General features: G+C 63.6%; 8 protein-coding genes. 3 read left to right on the top strand and 5 right to left on the bottom strand.

What is annotated here, in order from left to right; translation table 11 throughout:
* Nucleotides 1-138 precede the first annotated feature (138 nt).
* Nucleotides 139-993: a LysR substrate-binding domain-containing protein gene (locus NKI69_RS11765; protein WP_352721370.1), complete on the top strand. Its 855-nt coding sequence runs from the start codon at nt 139-141 to the stop codon at nt 991-993.
* A 67-nt stretch (nt 994-1060) separates the two neighbouring features.
* Here NKI69_RS11765 and NKI69_RS11760 read toward each other — a convergent pair whose 3' ends face one another.
* From NKI69_RS11760 to NKI69_RS11740, 5 genes are all read right to left on the bottom strand, one after another.
* The gene (locus tag NKI69_RS11760; RefSeq protein ID WP_023814112.1) at nt 1061-1369 is read right to left on the bottom strand and encodes a cupredoxin domain-containing protein; all 309 of its coding nucleotides are present in this window, start codon (nt 1367-1369) and stop codon (nt 1061-1063) included.
* 11 nt (nt 1370-1380) lie between these two features.
* Entirely contained in the window at nt 1381-1905 is a 525-nt protein-coding gene (locus tag NKI69_RS11755; RefSeq protein ID WP_352721368.1) for a DUF4142 domain-containing protein, read from the bottom strand.
* A 117-nt stretch (nt 1906-2022) separates the two neighbouring features.
* The gene (locus NKI69_RS11750) at nt 2023-2697 is read right to left on the bottom strand and encodes an RNA polymerase sigma factor (protein WP_023814114.1); all 675 of its coding nucleotides are present in this window, start codon (nt 2695-2697) and stop codon (nt 2023-2025) included.
* Nucleotides 2698-2826: 129 nt separating this feature from the next.
* The gene (locus NKI69_RS11745; RefSeq protein WP_023814115.1) at nt 2827-3888 is read right to left on the bottom strand and encodes an HPP family protein; all 1062 of its coding nucleotides are present in this window, start codon (nt 3886-3888) and stop codon (nt 2827-2829) included.
* Nucleotides 3889-4120: 232 nt separating this feature from the next.
* Nucleotides 4121-5299 carry a cystathionine beta-lyase gene (locus NKI69_RS11740; RefSeq protein WP_023814116.1) on the bottom strand — a complete coding sequence of 393 codons (1179 nt, stop codon included), beginning with the start codon at nt 5297-5299 and terminating at the stop codon, nt 4121-4123.
* Nucleotides 5300-5814: 515 nt separating this feature from the next.
* Here NKI69_RS11740 and NKI69_RS11735 point away from each other — a divergent pair.
* Entirely contained in the window at nt 5815-6450 is a 636-nt protein-coding gene (locus tag NKI69_RS11735; RefSeq protein ID WP_352721365.1) for a DUF1326 domain-containing protein, read from the top strand.
* 9 nt (nt 6451-6459) lie between these two features.
* Nucleotides 6460-7350 (top strand): DUF2182 domain-containing protein, encoded by an 891-nt coding sequence (locus tag NKI69_RS11730; protein WP_352721363.1) that lies wholly within the window; start codon nt 6460-6462, stop codon nt 7348-7350.
* The last annotated feature ends 432 nt before the right edge of the window (nt 7351-7782 follow it).

The following is a 7782-nucleotide window of genomic DNA, read 5'->3' as shown; positions in this document are numbered from 1 at the left end:
CCCCCGGCCCTCGGGGGGGGGGGGGGGGTGGTTTTATTAAAAACCCCAATCAACCCCCCCCGGCGGGCCCGCGCCCCCCCCCCCCCCGACGCCATCCGGAAACGTCGGACGATGGCCGTAAATCCGCCGCGACCTCGAATGCCGCCTCTCAACACCTTGCGCGCCTTTGAAGCTGCCGCTCGCCAGGAGAGCTTTGCCAAGGCCGCCGATGAACTTGGCGTTACCCCGGCGGCCGTATCGCATCAGGTCAAGGCGCTGGAGGCGTGGCTGGGCTCGTCGCTGTTCGTGCGCCATGCCCAGGGGCTGCATCTGACCGAGGCTGGGCGCGCGGCGCTGCCGGCCTTCTCCACGGCGTTCGACTCCATGGGCCTTGCCGTCCAGGAACTGCGCATCTGGGCGCCAAGGCCGCAGGTGAGCATTGCCGCGCTGCCGTCGATTGCCCAGCTGTGGCTGGCTCCGTGTCTGCCGGCGCTTCGCGCTGCGCTTCCCGCCCTTCGCCCGTCCATCCATGCGCTGGAGGAGCCGCCGGATTTCAGGCGTGAACCCTTTGACCTCGCAATCTTCTTGACCAGGCACGCACCAGGGGGCAGCCGCGCGTTCAAGCTCTGCGACGACGTGATCTTTCCGGTCTGCGCGCCGGCGCTCGCCAGGCAGCTGAAAACGCCGGCTGATCTGTCATCGCAGCTTCTGCTTTGGGACACGACCTGGACCGGCGACTGGAGCCTGTGGTTCGAGGCTGCCGGGGTGAAAGGTCCGTCGATCGAGTCCGGTTCCGAATTCTCGCTCTACAGCATGGCGCTGCAGGCGGCCGTCGACGGCGCCGGCGTTCTGATGGGGCATGAGGCTCTGGTCGCGCGCGCTATCGCCGCGGGTTCGCTCGTGGCGCCGTTCCCGCAGCGCGTTCCGACCGGCCTCAGCCTCTCTATCCTGGCGCCGGACCGCCCGCCCGCCCAGGCAGCGCAGATGATCGAGTGGCTGCTTGCACAGGGCTGAGCGATCCGGGACTGACGCTTGGAACAACCGGCGGCAAAGCGATCGCTTCGCCGCCGGTTCCAAACCATCATGGCGTCACGTCGAGACGGCCTTTCATGTTGGGGTGAAAGCGGCAGAAATAGTCGACCGGTCCCGCGGCCTTCAATGTCAGGCTTGCGGATTTCTTCGGCGGGATCATCACTTCCCAGCCGCCTTTCACGGTGGCCGTGTGGGCGAACACATCCTTGTTCACCCACTCGATCGTGTCGCCGACCTTGGCCTCGACGGTGGCTGGCGAGAACACCAGCCTGTCGATGATGACCTGGATGGTTTCTGCTCGCGCCGGAACGGTACCGACGGCCAGCGCCAACGCAATCCACAGATGGCGTTTCGGCATGCTCCGGGCCCTTACTTGAGCATGCCGGCGACGTGCTCGGCGTGCTGCTCATGGCCCTGGAAAATCTTCAGGCCGGTTTCCAGCAGGCTCTTCAGTTCGGCATTCTGCGCCGACGGGATCAAAAGGGTTTCGAGCGCGCCGTTGACCTGCTTGTGGTAGGCGACCTCATTGTCGACATAGGCTTTGTCGAAGGCAGCGCCGTCGAGTTTGGCAAGCTTGGCCCGCTCCTCCGCCGCAGCTTTGGTCAGCGCCTGGCTGGTGGCGTTGTCTTGCGGCGTGACCTTGAGCTTCTTCACCAGGTCGAGCGCCTGAACATTTACAGCCTCGTGATCCCGGACCATGTCCTTGGCGAAATCGACAACCTCCTTGTTCTTCGATTTCTCGATCGCCAGCTTGGCCGCTTCGACGTCGATGACCCCGGCCGTGTAGGCGATGTGGGCGATCTGCGGATCGGTTGGCTTGTCGGCGGCTTGTGCGAATGGGGCAGTGCCAAGCAGCAACAGGGCGGCGAGCGCGGCAGTGTGTCGGATAGACATGGCATCTCCTTCGTCCGGACGCTGAAATCGCGCCGGACTGTGTTTTTCGGTTGACGTTCATTGGATGCTGGTCAGCGGCAAACGTTCCCGCTGAAATGAACTGAAATCCGGTGAGGGTCAGCTTTCCAGCCCGAGCCGCCGCATCACGGCGCTGGTCAGTCGTTCGCAACGCCGGCCGGCGAAGGGGAAGGCATCGAGCAGCACCGGTCCGATCTGGTCGTCCAGCGCCTTGCGCACGAGGGCGCGCGCGCGGTGCAGCCTCGTCTTGACGGTTTGCGGCCGCACGCCGAGGAGATCGGCGGTCTCCTCGATGCTCAGCCCCTCGATCACCCGCGCCACGAACACCGTCCGGTAGACGTCGGGAAGGCTGTCGGTGGCCTGTTCGACCAGTTGGAGGATCTGCCTTTGCGCCATCGTCCGTTCCGGATCGTCGCTGGGGTTGAGAGGGAACCGGATGATCTCGGCTTGCGGATTTTCCGGCAGTGCCACCGTTCTGCGCCTGTTGCGCAGGCGGCCAAGCGCCTCGTTGATGACGATGCGCGACAGCCATGTGGCGAGCGAGGAGTCGCCGCGAAACGCATCGAGATGGGCGAAAGCCTTGACGTAGGCCTCCTGCACGATGTCCTCGGCCTCGCTGTCATTGCGCACGACGCCGCGCGCGATCCGGTAGAGCCGCTGATTGTGTGTCTTGATGATGGTGCGGAAGGCATCGCCGTCGCGCGCCAAGGCGCGGCGCACAAGCTGCATCTCGCCTGGCACAGCAGAAGGCACGGCCGTCAAGACAGCAGGCATGGCCAGTTTCCTCAACCCAATCTCCGGACCGGACTCGATTGAGAGATTGGACGCTGTCGCCGGCAAAAGGTTCCCGAAGACTTTTCGCGGGGCCTGGCGGCGGTACCCTACCGCGCGAGTGAAGGCTTGTCAGGCAGCCTGCAGGCGCGCCGTGGCCGCCAACAGATCGGTCTGGGTGATCAGCCCGAGAATCCGTTTGTCGTCGTCGACGATGATGACCGCATGGCTGCGGCCGTCGGTGAGCACCGGCAGCAGACCCATGGCGGCAAAACCTGCGGCGGCTGTTGCCGCGGGTGATATGACGGATCCGACTGTCCCGGAGGCCTGGGTGAGTTCGCGCAACCCCACGGTGCCTGCCAGCCTGGCTTCCGCATTGACGACCGGCAGGGTCCGGATGTTGTGGTCAAGCAGCAATTGGCGCGCTGCCTCGGTGGAGGTGTGAGTATCGACCGAGATCACATCGCGCGACATGATGTCCTCGCACAGAAGCGTCTTGTGCGCGCGCACCATCGCCTGCAATTCGACCTGCCGCAGCAGCCGGTCGAGATCGTTGCGATCGATATCGAACGTCTCGTCGAGTGCGCCAAGCGCGGCATCGATGTCTTCGGACCGGAAGCCCACGCGCAGCTGCGCCGGCGGATCGCCGGTGCCGTGGCTGTTCGCCGGCGCTGCAACCGGTACATGCGGATAATTGCGCCGGGCCAGCCTGTGGAAGCCGTAGCCGAGCGCCACCAGCAGGATCGAGTTCAGCGCCACCGGCACGAATGGAAACAGGAAGCCGGCGCTGATGACGGCAGGCCCTCCCAGCACCGCGGTCAGCGCGGCCGCTCCGCCCGGCGGATGCAGGCAGCGCGTGAACGACATGGCGGCGATGGCCAGTGCCACCGCGATGCCGCTGGCAAGGGCGGTTTCGTGGATGAAATGCGCCACGATCACGCCGACCAGCGCCGATATCGTGTTGCCGCCGATGATCGACCATGGCTGTGCCAGCGGACTGGCGGGCACGGCGAACAGGAGCACCGCCGACGCCCCCATCGGCGCCACCAGCAGCGGCACGTGCGGGCCGTTACCGAGCACAAGGCTGGCGATCACACCGGTGAGTGCAATGCCGATCGTCGCGCCGATACAGGCGACGAGACGCTCGCGCAGCGTCGCGCCGGCAAGAATGGGAACAAAAAGGCGGAAAGCCATGGGGTCGAAAACTCTGCCGGTATTCCAGGGGAAGTCGAAAATGTGCTGATTTCACCGCAATGACGCGGCATCGTTGAATTTGAAAGCCAAACTGATCCGCGAAATCGCAATTTTAGGGAATAGAATTCCGCTAGTGCATGTCGCCCAAAAGTGACCTCGGTTTTGGGAGAACAACATGCACAAAAACAAAACCTGAAGCGGGTCGCCTGAAAATCTTCAGGCGCGACACGCTTTAGGCCGCCGCTGCGGCGGTCAGGCCGCGCGAAATATCGGCTTTCAGGTCGTCGACATCCTCGAGGCCGATCTGCAGGCGGATCAACGGACCCTCATAGGGGGCTTTTGCAACAACGCGGTCGCCGAGCCAGACCGGTACGGCAAGGCTCTCATAGCCGCCCCAGGAATAGCCGAGGCCGAAGATCCGTAGCGCGTCGAGGAAGGCGTGCTGCTGCTTCTGGCCGCCACCGGCAAGAACGATGGAAAAGATGCCGCTCGAGCCGGAAAAGTCGCGCTTCCACAGAGCGTGATCCGGATGGCTGGGCAGGGCCGGGTGGAGCACGCGCGCCACGCCCTTCTGGCCCTCGAGCCAGGAGGCGATCGCAAGCGTACTGCGCTGATGGTGTTCGAGGCGCACGCCCATGCTGCGCAGGCCACGCAGCACCTGGTAGACGTCGTCGGGCCCGGCGCAACAGCCAAGCGTGCAGAAGCTTTCGTAGAGGTGCGTCCAGCAACTCTCATTGGCCGACACCGTGCCAAGCAGCACGTCGGAATGGCCGGCCGGGTATTTGGTCGCCGCATGGATAGATATGTCGACACCGTGGTCGAGCGGGCGGAAATAGAGTGGCGTCGCCCAGGTGTTGTCCATCATGACGATGGCGCCCGCGGCGTGCGCCGCCTTGACGATGGCCGGGATGTCCTGCACCTCGAACGTGTTGGAGGCCGGCGATTCCGTGAACACCACCTTGGTGTTGGGCTTGATCAACGCCGCGATGCCGGCGCCGACATCGGGGGCGTAATACTCGACCTCGACGCCCAGCCGCTTCAGCATCGTGTCGGCGAAATTGCGGGTTGGATGATAGACGGTATCGACGATCAGCAGATGGTCGCCGGCCGAGACGAAGGCGAGCAGCGGCACCGTCACCGCCGCAAGGCCCGACGGCACCAGGATCGTGCCTGCCGAGCCTTCCAGCGCGTCTATGGCATGGGCAAGCGCATCGGTCGTCGGTGTGCCGCGCGTGCCGTAAGTGTATTTCTGGGTTCGCGCCGCCATCGAAGCCGCGTCGCGGAAAAGCACGGTCGAAGCATGCACCACCGGCGGATTGACGAAGCCGAAATAGTCGTGCGGATTGTTGCCCGAATGGGCAAGCCGCGTGTTGATGCCCATCCCGCCGTGCTCGCTGCCGTCTTTCGCCATCTGCGTCGCCTTGTTTGATAAGCCGCTAGCCATAGTGCGGCGCTATGGACCGTGCAACAGCCACCGCCCGCCAGGAGGCGGACTTCGAATATGCCAATTCGTCGCGGCAAAAACAGCGATGCGGGGACGGAGTATTAAACGAAAAACCCGCCTGTGCGGCGGGCTATCGGCGCAAATCAGCACCATGGACGAATATGTACCATAGCTGAGGGCAGGGAGTCAAGAAAAAATTCCTATCAAGAAAAGCGACAGGCACAAAAGCTACCGGCACAAAAAGCTGCTGCCGCCGCCGCCGACCTGTTGTCGTCAGGTCTTTTGTTGACCTGCGTTCGGAGCCCTTGTCCCAGCCGATCGGTCTATTGTGGGCGGCGGTGAATGGTATATGATCGTCGGCTAATGTTAATCGCCGGATTGCTTCGATCAGATGCTGCCGGATGGTTGCTGCCGGTTGACTTCTGGTCCTCCACGATCCGGATCGCGCTCACGAAGCGTGAGCGCGGCAAGGGAGGAATGCCATGCCGGACGTCAAATGGGCCATGAAGGCGAGCGAATTCATCAACTGCAACTGCGCCTATGGCTGCCCGTGCCAGTTCAACGCCATGCCGACATACGGATTCTGCCAGGCGGTCGCCGGCCTGGAAATCGAGAGCGGCCATCACGGCGACACCAAGCTCGACGGGTTGCGGTTCGTCGGGATTTTCAGCTGGCCCGGCGCCATACACCAGGGCGGGGGTGAAGCCGCGGTGGTCATCGACGAGAGGGCGACGGAAGCCCAACGTGGCGCGCTGCTTCGCATATTGGGCGGTCTGGACACCGAGCCAGGTGCAACGATATTTCAGGTCTTTTCGACCACGCTGGAGAAATTCCACGACCCGATCTTTGCGCCGATCGAATTCAAGATCGACGTCGACGCGCGAACCAGTCGGCTGCATGTCGAGGGTATAACCGACGGTCGCGGCGAGCCGATCCGGAATCCGGTCACCGGCGCCGCGCACCAGGCGCGCATCGACTTGCCGCACGGCTTCGAATACGCGATCGCCGAGGTCGGGCGCGGCTGGACCAAGGCGACGGGCCCGATCAAGTTCGAGCTGGCCGATACGCACAGCCATTTCGCCAATCTGCATCTCACGCAGAGCGGCATCGTGCATTGACCTGATCCAATGGGCGATACGGCCCTCGAGGCGGTGCTGAGGCGCGATCGCGCGGTCGTGACGGCCGCGCTCGTCGTGCTCGCCGTGCTCGCCGTGCTCGCCGTGCTCGCCGTGCTCGCCGTGCTCGCCGTGCTCGCCTGGGCCTATGTGCTGTGGCTCGCCGCCACCATGGTCATGCCCGGCTCCCCTTTGCCGGACGGCGGAGGCGGCGACATGGCCGGCATGGATATGGGCGGCATGGATATGGGCGCCGCCATGGCGCCCGGCTTCCGGCCCTGGGCATTGGGCGATTTCGCCTTCACCTTCACGATGTGGGCGGTGATGATGGTTGGCATGATGACGCCTTCGGTCGCGCCGATGCTGCTACTCTATGCCGGTGTCGGCCGCAAGGCGCGGGCGGATGGCCGGCCCATCGCTTCGACGGGATGGTTTTTTGCCGGCTATCTCGCCGTCTGGGTCGCCTTCAGCCTCCTGGCGACCGGTGCGCAATGGCTTCTCGCCCGTCTAGCCTTGCTCGATCCCTCGATGGCGACCGTCAGCGCGATCCTCGGCGGCCTCGTTCTGATCGCCGCCGGCCTCTATCAATGGACGCCGATGAAGGGCGTCTGCCTGCGCCAATGTCAGGCACCGATCGCGTTCCTGGCCAGCCATGGCGGATTCCGTTCCGCTCCGCTCGGCGCGCTTCGGCTCGGCATGGATCACGGCGCTTATTGCTTGGGGTGTTGCTGGGCGCTGATGGCTCTGTTGTTCGTCGGTGGCGTCATGAACGTGCTGTGGATCGCCGGCATCGCCATCCTTGTTCTGCTGGAGAAGACGGTGCCGACCGGGCAGCTGATTCCGCGCGTTTCAGGCGCGTTGATGGCCGCCGTCGGGACCTGGATCGTCTTTCAAGCCTTTTGAGAGCAGTCTTCGTCGGCGGTCTGTATTGGTATGCAGCCGTCAGTAAATCGTCAGATGACAATCTTGGAACCTGGTAGTTCGTCGCACGGGGAGGTCAACAACGACGAGGTATTGCCCGGGATGGATTTCGCTGCCGCGGCCCGTATTGGCCGGCGTTGGCGTTGCATGAGATTTGCCGCCTTTATTAGCCCTGCTGGCTAAATCGCGGGCGTGTTTGTCTGTAAATCGGGCATTTGCGGCAATCGGTTTTCAAACTCTTTGGGTTTCGGTCATTTTCCTTGACCTCACAGGAATTATCGCCTTCGATGACATTTGTGAACGGGAGGCGGCGCGTCGGTTACGATGCGGGGTTCCGGGATGGGCCGGGATGGGAGCCGCGTTCACACGGGAGAAAAAAATCAGGATTTACTCCTGAAAAACAGAGAAAAGGGT

The sequence above is a fragment of the Mesorhizobium sp. M0491 genome (assembly GCF_040321265.1).
Taxonomy (GTDB): Bacteria; Pseudomonadota; Alphaproteobacteria; order Rhizobiales; family Rhizobiaceae; genus Mesorhizobium.
This window is presented reverse-complemented; position numbering and strand designations above follow the sequence as displayed.

Bases quoted from the DNA above. Each gene is read 5' to 3' on its own strand.
- NKI69_RS11730 (WP_352721363.1), top strand. From the start codon at position 6,460: ATGGGCGATACGGCCCTCGAGGCGGTGCTGAGGCGCGATCGCGCGGTC.
- NKI69_RS11750 (WP_023814114.1), bottom strand. From the start codon at position 2,697: ATGCCTGCTGTCTTGACGGCCGTGCCTTCTGCTGTGCCAGGCGAGATG.
- NKI69_RS11745 (WP_023814115.1), bottom strand. From the start codon at position 3,888: ATGGCTTTCCGCCTTTTTGTTCCCATTCTTGCCGGCGCGACGCTGCGC.
- NKI69_RS11740 (WP_023814116.1), bottom strand. From the start codon at position 5,299: ATGGCGAAAGACGGCAGCGAGCACGGCGGGATGGGCATCAACACGCGG.
- NKI69_RS11735 (WP_352721365.1), top strand. From the start codon at position 5,815: ATGCCGGACGTCAAATGGGCCATGAAGGCGAGCGAATTCATCAACTGC.
- NKI69_RS11765 (WP_352721370.1), top strand. From the start codon at position 139: ATGCCGCCTCTCAACACCTTGCGCGCCTTTGAAGCTGCCGCTCGCCAG.
- NKI69_RS11755 (WP_352721368.1), bottom strand. From the start codon at position 1,905: ATGTCTATCCGACACACTGCCGCGCTCGCCGCCCTGTTGCTGCTTGGC.
- NKI69_RS11760 (WP_023814112.1), bottom strand. From the start codon at position 1,369: ATGCCGAAACGCCATCTGTGGATTGCGTTGGCGCTGGCCGTCGGTACC.